Consider the following 14990-nt stretch of genomic DNA (forward strand, 5'->3'; position numbering starts at 1 on the left):
CCGGATTTCAAATGCAAAGGGCAGCAGAAAAATTCTGCTACCCTTTTTCAGTATCTTGTTGTGTGGTGCGCAGAGAGTTCCCCGGCCAATACCGCTAAAATGCACGGATGTTGCGGCAATCAACGAAATGCAGTGGCCTCCCATAGCTGCTGCGATGGCAACTGCGGGCCAGAGCATCGCCAAAACGAACAATGTGATGTTCGCGGCAGCGACCCTAGATTACACGAACAGGCCAGAACGGACCCGTTCGTGTCTCTCCGTTAGGGATGCGCTATTCAGCGGCCTGTTGCATCACACCACGATAGGCAACGATGTCTTCGATGCTGATCACGACCATGTCATGCTGTTGGGCATAGGTGATCAGTTCAGGCAAACGGGCCATGGTGCCATCGGGATTGGTGACTTCGCATAGCACCCCGGCCGGTTTAAAACCTGCCAGACGCATCAGATCAACCGTGCCTTCGGTATGGCCGCGCCGTTCGAGAACCCCGCCTGCCCGCGCGCGCAGCGGAAAAACATGCCCCGGACGCGCCAGATCATCGGGTTTGGCGCCATCGGCAATGGCTGTTTTAACCGTGGTAACACGATCAGCCGCCGAAACGCCGGTGGTAACCCCCACCTTGGCTTCGATGGTGACGGTAAAACCGGTACCCATGCTTGACGTATTGTCGGCAACCATCGGCGGCAGACCAAGGGCCGTTGCATTTTCATCGGTCAGGCACAGGCAAACGATACCGCTGCAATCGCGGATCAACATTGCCATCTGTTCATTGGTTAAATTTTCTGCGGAAAAAATCAGATCGCCTTCGTTTTCGCGATCTTCATCATCGACAACCAGAACCCCTTTGCCCTGACGTAAATCCGATAATGCACGTTCCATACGCGCAATCGGATCGCCAAAGATCAAAAGTTCCGGTTCCTGATGAACACTCTGATTCATAACGGTTCTCCGTTTAAGGAGCTTACGAATCAAGGCATCAAAAGAAAGGCCCGATCACACAGCAAAACCATGCGTCGGTCATTAGATGACGACAACAGATTACACTGTTGCCTGTCACGCTTTATCCTCTCTCATCCGGACTGTTACCGTCGGCTCCGGAGTTACACCGGATCTGCTGACCCTGCCAAATTGCTTTGGCAGGCGCTCGCGGGCTTTCCTGAAGTTCAGGATTACCGCCGGTCAGGAATTTCACCCTGCCCTGAGAATAAGCGCCGTGTTTCAACGACATGCCAGATCACCATGACCCAGCATCCGCACTTTAGAAAAAGCGCAGATTATTGTCAAACCCCATGACGTCACATCCATGGAAACACTGTGTTGAAACAGCACAACAATCAAATTTCGGCGAGGATTTTTCCGGCGCGAAAATGGAAATCACAGCCATTCTTGCGCAATTCACGGGGCGCCCACTGGCACACTGCACATTTACGATCCGTGGTGGTATTACGCGATTTGCAGTCATTGTGCAGGTATTTGCCCAGCAATGCATCGATATAGCTGCCCTGAAAGGCATCGACGCCAAGGCTGCGCCCCATGCGAAGGGCGGTGCGGCTGTCACAACGGGTCAGGATCAGATTGCGACTGTCAAAAAGTGCGGCAAATTCACGCAATCGATCCGTCGCATCGGCGCGTTTGGAGCCGAGAATGTTTTGATCCCAGATGACCTTGATAAAATCGACATTCATCTTGCGCGGCGACAAAAATTCAAGCGATGGCAGCGTGATCCGATCCAATCCGACCCGAACCCCTGCAGATCGCAACAATTTACATGCGTCTTCGAATTCCCACCAATCGGCAATCGCGTTTTCAAGCGAAAATTCGATTGCCAGGTTTTCCGCAAACCGACTGTCTTCCGAGCTAAGGAATTCGGTGAAATGATCGCTGAAAATCGTTTGCACCATCATGTTAAGATGCAGCGTATCGGGCAGCATTTGCGGCGCCAGACTTTTGGTCACATCCATCAGTTTTTCGTCAAGCACGCCCGACAGGATTTCGACCTCGCCCGGGCCTTCCAGAAGGAAACTGGCCAGATGATGCTGTCGCAGATAATCAAGCGAACAATACAGTTCGTGGCCCAGAACTTCGCGGCGGCTATCATAAAATTCAAGAATAGCCTGACGGCGACAGGAATCGAACACGGCTTCTTCGGTGATCGCCCCGCGCAGCATTTCCGACATGTCAAAACGTTCAAGCATTTCGGTCGCAAAGTGGTTTTCTTCGGGAAGACCAAGAAGGTCGTACATCGCCTTGCGATCATCGGGCCAGCGGAATTTGTGCCACAGCTTGACCGGAAGATCACCAAGCCCCTGACGGTCAAGAACCTCGTTTAGGGTTTCAAGCACGTTGGCAAGAAAAGTATCAACTTCTGGAAACGATTTGGCCGCACGAATGAATGTCATCATGCCGTTATCAAGACGATAAACTTGCGTTTTTTCCGGCAAATGATGGAACGCGTCGCGGGAAATATCCTGATAGTCCTGCGGGTCAAGCCGCAAAGAAACCGGAATGTTCAAAATGGCAACAGCCGGACGTTTACCATTCGCACCAAGTTTGCGAAGGTTTTCAACGAATTTGGCGATGCTCAATTCCGATTTTGATGAAGACACAGTCATATATAGTCCCGTCCAAAGGCGTGGGGGACAAAGATGGACGATTTTGGTTAATTTTAGTTAAATATCTATACCAAGGGATAGTTCCCTATCAAGCACACCATCCAAACGGCGAAGAATTTTGGTCGTCTTCAATCCGGGCTTAAAACTATATCCATCAATAGATTGCACCAAACGCAATCCTTGCAAGGCGTTACAGACAAACATTGCATCCATTGATGTCAAATCCGCCGGATCAATCGATGCCACATGCATCACGATATCGTTTTGGTGACACCAATCAAGCACGCATTGGCGCGCCAGCCCGGGCAGAATGCCACATTCGACGGGCGGCGTATAAACGGCCCCATTGCGAACCGCAAACAGATTGGCAATGGTGGTTTCGGCAACGGTCCCATCCACAGACAGGATCAATGCCTCGTCCGCGCCATAACTGGCCACCTCGCGACGCGCGGCAATATTATCAAGGTAATTCAAACTTTTAACCCGCCCGGCAACCGACCATGGATTGCGCCGAATCACCTTTGACGTCGCAAGGATCAATCCATTGTCCGTTATTGGTCGCGCAAAGGGGGCGGCGGTTATCAGGATCGTAGGATGACAGGTATCCGGGGGCAGTATTCCACGTGGGGCGCTGCCACGCGTCACGGTCAGGCGGATAACCGCATCATCGCCATCAATTTCGGCACAAAGAGTTTCAATTGCCTGCCTGACCTGTTCTGGTGTCGGCAACAAGCTGTGATCAAACCCAATTGCGTCCGCATGGCCTTTTAATCGATCAAGGTGCCGTGAAAGCCACGCAACCCTGCCCTTGTGGGCGCGCATGGTTTCAAAAAGGCCATCGCCCAGCAAAAATCCGCGATCGGTGGTCGCGATACAGGCGTCATCCTGATTTTTGATCACACCGTTCAGCCAGATTTTCATCAAGACGCGACCTTTCGCACCACCGAAGCCCCGGCAATCGCCAGAAAGTTCGACAGCAAATCATGGCCGTGTTCCGTCAAGACGGCTTCGGGATGGAACTGAACGCCAAAAATCGGCAGATCACGATGGGCAAATGCCATTACTTCGCCTTCGGGCCCGGTTGCGGTTTGGATAAGAGTGCCATTTTCAGGCAGATCAGCAATCAGCGAATGATAGCGTGTCACGGTTAATGGTGATTTCAGGCCGTTAAACAGCCCCGTACCATCATGATCAATGTCCGACGTCATGCCATGCACCGGTCGGCGGGCCCGCCGGACCACACCGCCAAAGACCTGTGCAATTGATTGATGCCCCAGACAAACGCCCAGCATCGGATAATCACCGGCCAGTTCGGCAATCAGGGTCGCACTGTTGCCCGCGTCATCCGGGCCACAGGGCCCCGGCGAAAAAACGATGGCATCGGGGTTAAGGTGACGGATGTCGGCGGCGTCAATCCGATCATTACGCACGACTTCAACCTTCTGGCCAAGCTCGACCAGATAGCGTGCCAGATTGAAAACAAAGGAATCGTAATTGTCGATCAGCAGGATCATTTCGACCCGGTCCGTTATTGCGGTTTTATCAGGATGGCAATCTTACAACGCATCGGGATTAATCCCCAGTGCTTCGAATATCTTGGCCGCCTTGACCAGTGTTTCATCATATTCTGCAGCAGGCGTGCTATCGGCAACAATGCCGCCACCGACATTGAATGCCATGCGGCCGCCATTTACGCAAATGCTTCGGATCGCGATATTGGTATCCATGCTGCCGTCAAAACCGATAAAGCCAATCGCCCCGCAATAGGCACCGCGTGTTGATCCTTCGAGTTCGGTGATGATTTCCATAGCGCGGATTTTGGGTGCCCCGGTAATCGACCCCCCAGGGAAACAGGCCGCCAGCAAATCAATCGCCGTCTTGCCATCCTGCAATTCACCGGTCACCGTCGAAACCAAATGATGAACATTAGCATAGCTTTCAAGCGTACAGATTTGCGGTGTTTCGACCGTGTGTGGTTTGCAGACCTTTGATAAATCATTACGCAAAAGATCAACAATCATAATGTTTTCTGCATGATCCTTTGCAGACAACATTAATTCTTGTGCCAGTTCTGCGTCTTCAATCGGGGTACGTCCACGCGGGCGCGTTCCCTTGATCGGTTTGGTTTCAACCTTGCCATTCACGACTTTTAAAAACCGTTCGGGCGAGTTCGACAAAACTGCAACATCCCCAAAATTCAGGAACGCACCGAACGGTGCCGGGCTGATATGGCTGAGGCGCCGATACAGATCGAACCGTTTGGGAATGGCATCATCGCGATATTCCGCCCGAAAACTTTGCGACAGATTGGCCTGAAAAATATCACCGGCATGGATATAATCGACCACAGCCTGAACCGCGTCTTCGTACGTTGCCCGATCAAAATTCGATTGCCAGGGCATAATTTCAGGCGCGTGCGGTGCATCGGGAATATCAAGAACCGGGCGCGCAAGACGCAAATATTTTCGGATGACACCCATACGATCCGCAGCGCGTTTTTCACGGACCGGACCGGGTTTTTCCGGTATGCCGGTCGATATCAACCACATGCGGCGGTCAAGCTGATCAAATGCCAGCACAAGGTCATAGATGCCAACCGCCATGTCCGGCATATCAAGCCAATCCTGCGGTGCCTTGGGCAGGTCTTCGATTTGATGGGCCAGTTCATAGCCAAAATAGCCCACGACACCGCCCTGAAACGGGGGTAAATCCGGGTTGATTGCCATCGAATAACCCGCCATCAAATCGGCAAGAACAGCAAACGGATCACCCGGCACCGGAAAATCATCAAGGATTACCTGCCCATTTTTGGCCGTTAGTTTATGCAGCGGTGACACCACGACATAGGCAAACCGATCCCGGTCCCCGGAATCAAGAATATGACTGTCGGCATAACCGGCAAAGGCGCCATAGGCGTCTAACGGTTCGATATAGGGGCATTCTTCTATCAGCATCTTCAGGCCTGTTGATCGGACGTTATCTAATCCTGTCCGAAGCACAAGGTAACGGTAACAGGATAAGCGCCAATTTATGCGATTTTGCCCATCTGGCGAGGATGAATTTCAAATTTTGTATTTGTCATTATTTGCTAGCTATCACAGCAACAACGCAAAAGGGCCAATCCGATGGATTGGCCCTTAAACCCGATCATCTTTGATCGATTTTACATCGCCGCAATGCGGTCATAGGCCTCTTGCAATTTGGCAAGGGTATCGCGGGCTTCTTCAAGCTTGGCCTTTTCGGTCGCCACGATATGTTCCGGGGCACGACTGACAAAGCGTTCGTTGGAAAGCTTGCCTTCCTGCGCTTTGATGTATTTGTTCTTGCCGTCGATTTCTTTTTCAAGGCGCGACTTTTCCGCCGCAACATCAATGAAATCAGCAACCGAGACAAACACCGTCACACCGTCAACGACGGTTTGAATAGCGCCCTTGGCAATCGCCTGAACGTCGCCCTGCCCCTTGAATTCAACCGTCGCAACACGTGACAGACGCTTGACCTGGGCTTCCTGCGCGGTAACAGCGGCTTTCATGGCGTCCGTTGCATCGACCAGGAAGATCGGAACTTCGGCAGATGGCGGGACGTTCATTTCTGAACGCACACCACGGATATTGCCGATCAGACGAATCGCCAGATCAATCTCGGCCTCAGCGGCACGGTCAATCAAGGTATCGTCGAATTGCGGATAAGCCTGCGACATCAGAAGCGTTTCACGCGCATCCGCCGTCTTTTCCCAAAGTTCTTCGGTGATATAGGGCATGATCGGATGCACGATCAGCAAGATCTGATCAAGAACCCATGCGGTAACGGCGCGGATTTCGGTTTTGGCTTCTTCGTCGTCGCCCATCAGAACCGGTTTTGCCAGTTCCAGATACCAATCACAGAATGTGCCCCAGACGAATTGATAGGCACCGTTTGCGGCCTCGTTAAAACGATAGCTTTCAATCCCAGATGACACGGTTTTAGCAGCCTCGGCGGTTTTACCCACGATCCAGCGCGCCAGCGTTGATTTGACCGATGCCGGGTCAAAACCATCCACCGGTTTGCATTCGTTCATCTCGGCAAAGCGTGCCGCATTCCAAAGCTTGGTCGCAAAGTTGCGATACCCTTCGACGCGTGATGCGGCAAGTTTGATATCGCGGCCCTGTGCGGCCAGTGCGGTCAGGGTCAGACGCAAGGCGTCACAGCCATATTCGTCAATGATTTCCAGCGGGTTGATCACGTTTCCCTTGGATTTTGACATCTTCTGACCGTGTTCATCACGTACCAGCGCATGGATATAGATTTCCTTGAACGGCACTTTGCCATCCATGAAATGCATACCCATCATGATCATCCGGGCCACCCAGAAGAAGATGATGTCAAAGCCGGTTACCAGCACATCGCCCGGATAGTATTTATTCAATTCCGGGGTTTGTTCCGGCCAACCAAGAGTCGAAAACGGCCAAAGTGCCGACGAGAACCAAGTATCAAGAACATCAGTTTCCTGAGTCAGTTCAACATCCTTGCCGAAATGGGCCTTGGCCGCGGCACGGACTTCTTCCTCGGTTTCCTCGACAAAGATTTCACCGTCCGGGCCGAACCATGCGGGAATGCGATGCCCCCACCAAAGCTGGCGCGAAATGCACCATGGCTGAATGTTGCGCATCCATTCAAAATAAGTGTTTTCCCAGTTTTTGGGCACAAACTTGATCCGGCCATCTTCGACCGCCTCGGTTGCCGGTTTGGCGAGAACCTCGGCATTCACAAACCACTGATCGGTCAAATACGGCTCGATCACAACGTTTGAACGGTCGCCATAAGGCACCATGTGAACGGTGTCTTCGATCTTTTCAAGAAGTCCCAGTTCATCCATTTTGGCAACGATCAGTTCGCGCGCCTTGAAACGGTCCAGACCACGGTATTCCTCGGGCGCATTTTCATTGATGCAGGCATGGTCATCAATGATGTTGATCTTTTCCAGATCATTGCGCTTGCCGACTTCGAAGTCATTGAAATCATGTGCCGGGGTAATTTTAACCGCACCCGATCCTTTTTCCGGATCGGCATATTCATCGGCAACGATTTTAATGCGACGGCCCACAATCGGCAGAATGCAATACTGACCGACCAGATCCTTGTAGCGTTCATCATCGGGATGAACGGCAACGCCGGTATCGCCCAGCATGGTTTCCGGGCGCGTGGTCGCAACCGTGATGAACTGGCCTTCTTTGCCTTCAATCGGGTATTTAAAGTGCCAGTAATGGCCTTTGACTTCTTTCTGAACGACTTCCAGATCGGAAATCGCGGTCAGAAGTTTCGGGTCCCAGTTAACCAGACGCTTGTCGCGGTAAATCAGACCCTGTTTATGCAGGGTCACGAAAACCTTGCGCACCGCAGCCGAAAGACCATCATCCATGGTGAAACGTTCACGGGGCCAATCGGGCGATGCGCCAAGACGGCGGAGCTGATTGGTGATGGTGCCACCAGATTCTTCTTTCCATTCCCAGACCTTTTCGACGAACTTTTCACGGCCAAGGTCATGGCGCGTAACATTTTGTTCGCCAAGCTGGCGTTCAACAACCATCTGGGTTGCGATACCGGCGTGGTCGGTGCCCGGTTGCCACAGCGCATCCTTGCCCATCATCCGGTTATAACGCACCAGAATATCCTGCAACGTAAACGTCAGCGCATGCCCCATATGGAGGCTACCGGTAACGTTGGGCGGCGGCATCATAATGACATAGGGATTGGCCTTCGATGCCGGATCAGCGGCAAAAGCCCCCGATTTTTCCCATTTATCGTAGAGTCTGCCTTCAACGTCGGCCGGGCTGTATGTCTTCTCCAACATGGTCTTTTGATCCGCTGCGGGTTTTATAAAATACAAAAAGAAAAAGCGGCGCACCGTTGGGGCGCGCCGCTTTAAATCGATTTTCGGCTCGCCTAGAGGTCTTCGGCGCGGCTCACAATCCGCTCGATTTCCTTTTTCACAAGGCGTTCGATCATATAAGGCAAGTTTTCGTCAAGCCATTCCTTAAGAAGCGGACGCAGCATATCGCGCACCAAGTCTTCCAACGTGATGTGCCCTGCATTCAGTCCAAGAGCAACGGCACGTTTCTTTGCAACAGCTTGCGCCAAATCCGAGATGGTGCCGGTGGCCGTGTTTTCGGTATTACGCGAAATCAGCGGCTCGTCATCTTCATCATCTTCTTGATAAACCGCCGGCATTGCCGGTTCTGGCTCATCAAACTCTTCAATTACCTCGGGTTCGGGTTCAGGCTCCTCGAACTCGTCTTCTTGCGGGGTTTCATCGAAATCGAGCATATCGTCGAGTTCGAGTTCTTCCTCTGGCTCATCAAGTTCGAGTTCTTCCGGTTCTTCGTCAAATTCGATTTCTTCGGGCTCGTCATCTAGAACAAGCTCGTCAATTTCTTCTTCGATTTCCGGTTCCGGCTCAGGTTCCGGCTCAGGTTCTGGCTCCGGTATCGGTTCAGGTTCAGGAGCAGCTTTTTTCTCATCTTCCCCTTCATCAGCAAGAATCTTGCGGATGGACTGGAGGATGTCCTCCATTGAAGGTTCTTGTTGACCGTCACTCATGTTTTAACTTCCGCACTAGATTTCATTACCGAACCGACCTTTCCCCGAGGTGTGACGGGGCCCGAAGGCCCTGTCTGTATTCAGATCAATCCGATCCCCACCACTGATCCTTGACTTTATTGTAGTTGGATTCAGTGTCATATACTTCGACCGGAAGGCCAAGAACCTGGGCATTCAAGGCACCCATAGCCGCCTTGACCTGGAATTCAGCAACCGCTGCATCACGGCGCGAACCGACAAGGTTCACACGGGCCTGCAACAGTTCCTGTTCCTGATCGAGAACATCAAGAACGGTACGCGACCCCACCGATGCTTCACGCTGGACGCCATCAAGGGCGACCTCGGCGGAAGACACCTGTGCCTGCTGTGACTCGATGCTTGCACGTGCTGTGACAAGCGTTTCCCATGCACTGGTGGCGTTTTCAATAACCGCGCGACGGGCTTCATCAATCTGAACACGGGCCTGACCAGCGGTCTGTTTGGCGGCGCGAACCGATGAATAAACGGCACCCTTCTGATAAAGCGGCACAGAAATCGTTGCCAGAACTTCGGCACTGTCAGATGTCAGATCTTCGGTCGTTGACTCGTGTGCACGCTGAAGACCCGCCGTCAGATTGACTTCGGGATAAAGCGCACCTTCACTCAACCGGATGTCGGATTTAGCCGCATCTTCGGTATATTGCGCCTGAACAACGTCGGGATGCTGTTCCTGGGCAATCGTCAGAACGTCCGTCACACTGGTCGGCAGACCGGCCAGCGAATTCGGAATTTCAAGATTGTCCGGCTTGTTACCCACAAGACGTTCATACTGGGCGCGCGTATTGGCCAGGCTGCCCTGTGCGGAAATCAAATCCGCCTTGGAACCGGCAAGACGGGCTTCAGCCTGCGATACGTCGGTACGGGTAACTTCACCAACCGAGAAACGATCCCGTGTTGCTTCAAGCTGACGTTCAAGAACACGAACGTTGTTCTGGTTCAGCTCGACCACGGCCGTATCACGCAAAACGTTAAAATACGCCGTTGCAACCTGCAACATCACGTCCTGTTCAGTTGAACGAAGCGATGCACGTGCCGCACGGATACGTGATTCAGCACGATCCGTTTGCGCAACAGTCCGACCGCCACGATACAGCGGCTGCGTCAAATCCAGTCCGACCGTATAAGGCGTCAGGCTATTATCGGTTTCGTTACTGTTTACTTCTGTATTGAATTCGCGAATCCCTGCTTCACCCGAAAGTGAAACACTCGGACGCCAGTTTGACAATGCCTGCGAAACTTCTTCATCTGAAGCACGCAGCGATGCCCGACCGGCTTCCAGCGTCGGGTTGCTCTGATATGCCTTGATCAAAGCGTCCTCAAGGCTCTCTGCAGAAGCGCCATGGGCAACAATGCCACCAGTGGCCAAAATACTGCAGGTCAGCAAGAACCGTTTTAACATTTATCTACCCTTGTAAGATCCTACACCAAGTCCCGACCCCGGCACAGTTTCGCATATGGTAACGACGGAACGAAAAATTTCCAAGAAAAGAGGCATTTGACACAGAAAAAATAAAATTGGCCGACTTTTCATCCGTCACGATATCAATCGTAGCGTATCATTTCCGGATCGATTTCGAGCGCCCAAACATCTATACCGCCCGCGACATTAAAAACATGTTTAAATCCACGATCTTCAAGCATGATCGCGGCATGGCGACTACGAACACCATGATGGCATAGAAGCGCAACCGGGCTTTCCGGGTCAAGTTCCCCGACCCGCCCCATCAGATCACCAAGCGGGATATGATGAGCACCGTCAATTGCGCAAATTTCGACTTCCCAGTCTTCGCGCACGTCAACCAGCGCAATCGGATCGGCGGCTTCCAGACTGGCAGACAATTCACTGCATCGAAGATCGCGCACCATTAACCTGCCCCGGTTACAAAAATTGCCCGGGGTTACCCGGGCAAAATAACGTCATATCAGAACACAAAGCTTTCTGCCGGCTCGAACCCCGGAAGATAAGGAATGTTCGCATCGAAAAGATCACGATGGCCGACAACGCCGTTCTCGCGTTCATACAAACGCGCAATCCCGACCTTGCCCGGCGCATGCACAACAACCAGCATCCGACCACCTTCGGAAAGCTGATCAAGAATGGTGTTTGGCACTTCAGCCACAGCACCATCAAAAACAATGACATTATAAGGTGCCTGTTTGGCATAACCCGCGCCAATATCGCCTTCGACAACAATCACATTGTCATAATTCAGGGCCTGACATGCCTTTTCGGCCGCCATTGCCATATCCTTGTCGCTTTCAACGGCAACAACCGTTTCGGCAACCCGTGAAATGGCGGCTCCGGTGTATCCAAAACCGGCCCCGATCACCAGCGCCACATCGGTACGGGCGATTCCAGCTTCCTGCATCAGGCGTGCAATCACCATCGGTTCCATCGCATAGCGACCGCCACCAACCGGAATATCTTCATCGACATAGGCAATGCCACGCTTGTTTTCCGGCAGGAACAGTTCGCGCGGAACTTCCTCCATCGCAGCGATGACCAAGGGATCGGTGACCTTGTTGGTCCGAACCTGATTTTCTACCATGTTATGGCGCGCGATTTTGTAATCCATGATTATCTGACCTGAAAGTTCTCGCGAGAAAAAGCCTGCACGCGACCTTTGTCCTCAAAACCGCGTCACAGATGTTGTCCTGTTTATAGTCAGCACATGGGCAACTGACAACAACGGATCAATGACATGGTGGCAATATCTTCGCCAAAACCCGTTGTAATGACGCAAAAAACGCACAGGACGTAATTTCCCGCCCCCACTTCAACCGATATCAATTGCCTGCGCTTCATCGCAATAAAGACAAACGCCTTTCGCAAAAAGACACCTTGAAACATGCATAATCGCGACAAAAATATAACATTGTCAGTCTTGTAAACAGCAAGGCGTGCAACGACATTCTACCGTGCAACCAGCATTATTGCGCAGCAATCTATTCGATAGCATGAAAATACTATACTATTGGATATAACCTGCACAGGGATAGCCCGATCAAGGAAACGGCCGTCCCGACATGACATGAAACAGTGGGGGTCATTTATTGCCATGCGTGACAACGGTCCAGTGACGAACCGTGAAGTCGTTATGAAAGATCAGGATATCCTGGTCTCTCGAACCGATACCGGTGGGAAAATCGAGTTCACCAATAAGCCATTTGTCGAAATCAGCGGCTTTGACGAGGATGAGCTGGTCGGCTCTCCACACAATATTGTCCGTCACAAGGACATGCCCAAGCTTGCCTTCGTTGATCTTTGGGCAACAATCAAAGCTGGCCTTCCCTGGCAGGGACTTGTCAAAAACCGGACCAAAACCGGCGACCATTATTGGGTCCGCGCCAACGTGACCCCGGTGGTCGAAGACGGCGAAACAACCGGTTACGTTTCGATCCGATCCAAACCCGGCGATGCCGAAAAGAAACACGCTGAAGCGGTATATGCCGGTTTTCGCGAAGGCAAAGGTGGCTATGCGCTTGATGCTGGCGAGATCGTTGAAACCGGTACCAAAGCGGGAATTTCGAACTTTCTGTCCAGTATCAAGGGCAGCCTTTCCATTGCCTTTGGGACAATGGTTTTGTTTATGCTGGTTCTCAGTGGCTATGGGCTTTGGGGCGAATACCAGATCGAAAAGTCACTGGAAAACATATATGAAAACCGCCTGCGTCCGTTGAATATGCTGAAACATATTTCGGACGATTATGGTGTGTTTATTGTCGATGCCTCGCACAAGGTCCGGAACGGCAATTTTAGCTGGGAAGAAGGCATTGAAAGCATCAATAAAGCTGAAGAAAGAATCCATGAAAGTCTAAAAGAATATACGACGCATGAACTTGGCCCAGAAGAGAAACCTCTTTTCGAGAAAATCAAGTCCTTGTCGATTATTGCGGACGAGCTTGTTGTCCGACTGCGCAAGGCCTTTGTCGCCAAGGATAACGATGCGCTTGATGCCATTATTAAAAACGAACTTTATCAAAAAGTTGATCCGCTAACGGAACAGCTTGCAGCCCTGTCGATCCTTCAGAATGAAATCGCTGCCGAAAAAGTGACTGCCGCTGGCAAAAACTTCTATATGTCGGTCACGATCGAGGCGATCCTGATCCTGTTCGCCATATTGATGACTGTTGTCTATGGCTTGTTGCTGGTTCGAAAATTCCGCAAACCATTGAATGCAATGGAAGCCCATTTCGAAGCCATCGGCAGAAATGACATGGCACACTTTATTGCGATGCCCGACATTCGTGATTTCAAACCAATCACACAACAGCTTCGCGCCTTACAGGCCAAACTTCGTTATGCGATACTCGAACGCGAAGAAAATGAAGCAAAAGCCAACGAACAGCGCGTCGGCGCCCTTCGCGGACTGGCCGAAACCGTCGAAAAAGAGCTTCAAAAAGTTGTCCAGTCGATCATTGATCAGACAGCCCGCCTGAATGCATCGGCCAGCGACATGGCAGGATCGTCCGAACGCGTTTCGGCCAACTCCGAAAGTGTTGCCGCCGCAGCCCACGAAGCCCTTGCAAACGCCGAAACCGTTTCCGGCGCATCCGAGCAACTTGCCGCGTCGATCCGCGAAATCACCCGCCAGATTGACGAAGCAACCACAATCACCGCCGAGGCCAACAAAGCCGGTCAAAGTGCCGAAAAAACCGTAATGTCCCTTAAAGACAGCGTGGACAAGATCGGTGAAGTTGCCGAATTGATCAGTGACATCGCCGCCCAGACCAACCTTTTGGCATTGAACGCAACGATCGAAGCCGCACGTGCAGGCGATGCCGGCAAAGGGTTTGCCGTTGTTGCACAGGAAGTTAAAAACCTTGCCAACCAGACGGCCAAATCGACCGAGGAAATCACCCGCCAGCTGGGTGATATCCAGAATGTTACCGGATCGGTTGTCGCCACTGTTCAGCAAATGACAGACAGCGTGCGTCGCATTGACGAAGTGGCATCGAATGTCGCAATAAATGTGCGCCAACAAGACGACGCCACTCAGGAAATCGCCCGTAACGTGGTTCAGACCGCGTCTGCATCAAACGAAGTAACCGAGAAGATCGGTGATGTCGCCCGTGAAGCGGATGAAAACCTGCACCGTGCATCAGAAATGAACAAGATTGCCGCAGAAGTCGATGACAGCATTGCCGAGCTGCGCGCAAGCCTTGTTCGAATCGTTCGCACCGCCAGCCCGGATGTCAACCGACGCAGAGATCCGCGCCACGACCTTCAGCTTGGCATTGTTGTGACGATTGCCGGTAAAACGCTCAAAGGACAAACGCTTGATATTTCCAAAGGCGGTGCCAAGGTCAATCTGTCGGAACCGATCAAACCCGGCACCAAGGGTACGGTTCGTATTGATGGCCCGAACATCACTTTGGCGTTCGAAGTCGAGAATTCACTAAATACAATCGCCAATCTTGATTTCGCCCCGGCCAAGGAACGTGAAACAGTTCTTGGCCCATGGCTTGAAAAGAAAAGCGGCAAACCAGCGGGCTGATACCCGTCTGAATTACCCCAGAACAAGGCCGCCCGGCGCATTTATCCGGGCGGCCTCTTTGCTTTGTGGTGATCTCGCAAGCGCTTGGCCCAAAAATGTAAAATTGGGAGCTTGACGGGTTACATTCGATAGGGCTATACACCGGCCAGCCAACGCTAAGGCGCGATGGCGGAGTGGTTACGCAGAGGACTGCAAATCCTTGCACGCCGGTTCGATTCCGGCTCGCGCCTCCACTGATCCGGCATAGCTCAGTTGGTAGAGCAA

Annotated in this window: 11 protein-coding genes, 1 tRNA gene and 1 riboswitch; of the genes, 2 read left to right on the top strand and 10 right to left on the bottom strand. The window is 52.0% G+C overall.

Annotation, left to right across the window (positions count from 1 at the left end; translation table 11 throughout):
- Nucleotides 1-271: 271 nt before the first annotated feature.
- The 10 genes from ribB to TALK_RS20505 all read right to left on the bottom strand — a co-directional run bounded on the left by ribB (nt 272) and on the right by TALK_RS20505 (nt 11804).
- Nucleotides 272-940: a 3,4-dihydroxy-2-butanone-4-phosphate synthase gene (ribB, locus tag TALK_RS20460; RefSeq protein ID WP_085621021.1), complete on the bottom strand. Its 669-nt coding sequence runs from the start codon at nt 938-940 to the stop codon at nt 272-274.
- 119 nt (nt 941-1059) lie between these two features.
- Nucleotides 1060-1211, bottom strand: a riboswitch (FMN riboswitch).
- Nucleotides 1212-1335: 124 nt separating this feature from the next.
- The gene (locus TALK_RS20465; protein ID WP_085621022.1) at nt 1336-2613 is read right to left on the bottom strand and encodes an EAL domain-containing protein; all 1278 of its coding nucleotides are present in this window, start codon (nt 2611-2613) and stop codon (nt 1336-1338) included.
- 57 nt (nt 2614-2670) lie between these two features.
- Nucleotides 2671-3534 (bottom strand): aminotransferase class IV, encoded by an 864-nt coding sequence (locus TALK_RS20470; RefSeq protein ID WP_245830061.1) that lies wholly within the window; start codon nt 3532-3534, stop codon nt 2671-2673.
- Nucleotides 3534-4127 carry an anthranilate synthase component II gene (locus TALK_RS20475; RefSeq protein WP_085621024.1) on the bottom strand — a complete coding sequence of 198 codons (594 nt, stop codon included), beginning with the start codon at nt 4125-4127 and terminating at the stop codon, nt 3534-3536. The genes TALK_RS20470 and TALK_RS20475 overlap by 1 nt, the downstream gene beginning before the upstream one ends.
- A gap of 42 nt (nt 4128-4169) precedes the next feature.
- Entirely contained in the window at nt 4170-5567 is a 1398-nt protein-coding gene (gene pabB / locus TALK_RS20480) for an aminodeoxychorismate synthase component I (protein WP_085621025.1), read from the bottom strand.
- A gap of 209 nt (nt 5568-5776) precedes the next feature.
- Nucleotides 5777-8443, bottom strand: a complete 2667-nt coding sequence (locus TALK_RS20485; RefSeq protein ID WP_085621026.1) for a valine--tRNA ligase — start codon at nt 8441-8443, stop codon at nt 5777-5779.
- 92 nt (nt 8444-8535) lie between these two features.
- Complete coding sequence (locus tag TALK_RS20490) at nt 8536-9189, bottom strand: DUF2497 domain-containing protein (RefSeq protein ID WP_339858025.1); 654 nt, start codon at nt 9187-9189, stop codon at nt 8536-8538.
- Between the two features lie 85 nt (nt 9190-9274).
- The gene (locus tag TALK_RS20495) at nt 9275-10627 is read right to left on the bottom strand and encodes a TolC family outer membrane protein (RefSeq protein WP_085621028.1); all 1353 of its coding nucleotides are present in this window, start codon (nt 10625-10627) and stop codon (nt 9275-9277) included.
- Between the two features lie 143 nt (nt 10628-10770).
- Nucleotides 10771-11094 carry a rhodanese-like domain-containing protein gene (locus TALK_RS20500; protein ID WP_085621029.1) on the bottom strand — a complete coding sequence of 108 codons (324 nt, stop codon included), beginning with the start codon at nt 11092-11094 and terminating at the stop codon, nt 10771-10773.
- 56 nt (nt 11095-11150) lie between these two features.
- Nucleotides 11151-11804 (bottom strand): protein-L-isoaspartate O-methyltransferase family protein, encoded by a 654-nt coding sequence (locus tag TALK_RS20505; protein WP_085621030.1) that lies wholly within the window; start codon nt 11802-11804, stop codon nt 11151-11153.
- Between the two features lie 483 nt (nt 11805-12287).
- Here TALK_RS20505 and TALK_RS20515 point away from each other — a divergent pair, with 483 nt between their 5' ends.
- Complete coding sequence (locus TALK_RS20515) at nt 12288-14726, top strand: methyl-accepting chemotaxis protein (RefSeq protein WP_169715084.1); 2439 nt, start codon at nt 12288-12290, stop codon at nt 14724-14726.
- A 159-nt stretch (nt 14727-14885) separates the two neighbouring features.
- Nucleotides 14886-14959, top strand: a tRNA-Cys gene (locus TALK_RS20520).
- Nucleotides 14960-14990: the final 31 nt, after the last annotated feature.

This window comes from Thalassospira alkalitolerans (genome assembly GCF_002115745.1).
Taxonomy (GTDB): Bacteria; Pseudomonadota; Alphaproteobacteria; order Rhodospirillales; family Thalassospiraceae; genus Thalassospira; species Thalassospira alkalitolerans.